General features: G+C 36.1%; 1 protein-coding gene. It reads right to left on the reverse strand.

Features of this window, described 5'->3' with window-relative positions:
* A partial coding sequence (locus WBQ70_RS05745) for a TonB-dependent receptor (RefSeq protein WP_423911592.1) occupies positions 1-1878 on the reverse strand: 1878 nt, incomplete at both ends.

Genomic DNA, 1878 nt, shown 5'->3' on the forward strand with positions numbered 1-1878 from the left:
AAACCGTCAATTTGTTTATACCCTGTTACTTTTGTATTATTAAAAGCGGCATTTCCATAGAAAAAGATTCGTTCTAGTGCATCACCCTCCCCAAGAAAGGATAAGTTTTTATAAATCTCCATCTCTACCCCGATTAATTTGGCACTTTTGGAATTCATATTATAAATATACCTTGCGCCTCCGTTAGCTGCATTCACGGCTTCAATAGGGTTTTCAATATTTTTACTATAAATACCACAGGATAAAATTTCGCCACGGGTTGGAAACCATTCTAGCTTAAAATCATAATTATTAACTACAGAAGATACAATTCCTTGGGTATAATTCAAGACGATTGCTTTCCGAATGGGATCATAATAAGGCATATTTAATCGTTCGGCAAATTGGGGTCGGAGTACGGATTTGTTATAACCTAACCGAACATTCATTTTGTTAGTAGGACTAATGGTAAGATTGGCTGACGGCAAGTATTGCCATATTGATTCGTCTCTTTGAACCGTTTCAAACGAACCTGCATTGTCCGCCTGACTGGCAATTTGTGTATAAATATAGCTTTCGGCACGCATTCCCCATACCAATCTAACCAACGAACTTATTTTGTTATCAACCATCAAGAATGGAGAGTGAATTTTGACATCGCCTATGTATTCATTACCATAAGTTGTGGTTCTGAGCCATCCAAAACCACCCCAATTGTAGTGTGAACCGTCTAATAAATCAGAAAGAGGAATATCAATTACTGCTGAATTTTTTGTCCCTTGTCCTACTACTACCAAACCTTCTGATCCTTGCTGATTCGTTGCTTTTTTATAAGTTCCGAAATAGCCTCCCTTAATTGAATTTTGAATGGAAGCTCCAATATTAAAATCGTATTTAAAATTGACTGCAGCATTGTAATTTTTTTCATCATTAGTAAAATTTGCTCTTCTAAAACCTGCTATTTGACTATTATACACGCCGTAAGATTCAAAGATATCTTCCCCCACTTTTATTCTTCCTCTATTTATAAAAGTAGCATCCTTAGTATCTTTACTCGTTGTACCATAAGCAGCATACCAATTGATTTCAAAATCTCCTAATTTATGATCTCCTTCAATTTTATTTTGAAGAAAGGTTTGATACACAGGATAGCTAGTCTCTTGTGTATAAGGCAATTCATTTCCATTTAAAATATCACTAATAGCAGGTTCATTGTTCCATCCCGTAGTTTGTGTTAGCTGACTATTATAGATGTGCATCCAAATATTACGAAGGGTAATCTTGCTTTTCCCTATTTGCAAACCTGTATTAAACATACCTCCCAACGTCGAATTAAAACTGTAACTGGCACCTGAGTTCTTAAAACCATATTGCTCTAATGTTCCGTATTTTAAAGTCCCAGTGGCAGGTTTGTAATAGTTATTCGGTCTCCATCCCCTTTCTGAATGTTCAATTTTTAATTGATCTTGAGTGTTTTTGAAAAGCAATGAACCCACAAAACCCCAACGTGCCTTATCACTAATATCATACGCACGCCCTAAAGCAAACTGTAACGAAGTTCCAGGAGCAGCATACGTTTTATAGGTTGTGAAATTATCATTTTTGAATAATTTGGATTGTTCTATAAAAGCCCCCGATTCGGATTCTTTTGTTGGTATAGGTAAAACGGCTAATCCTGAAGGATAACTTTTTGATCCATCATCAAATCCGAGGTAATCATAAGCCCCCTCTTTTTTGGTCAAACGTTCGTTGAACGTACTGATGCTGTTATAGGAAGTTCCTATCGAAAAAGAAGTGAAATTGTTTTTAGGAATGGCTTTAGTACGTATTTCAACATACCCCCCAGCAAAATTAGCATTCATATCAGGAGTAGCGTTTTTGCTCACTACGATACTTTCT

The organism is Flavobacterium sp., assembly GCF_049590715.1.
In the GTDB taxonomy this organism is placed as follows: Bacteria; Bacteroidota; Bacteroidia; order Flavobacteriales; family Flavobacteriaceae; genus Flavobacterium.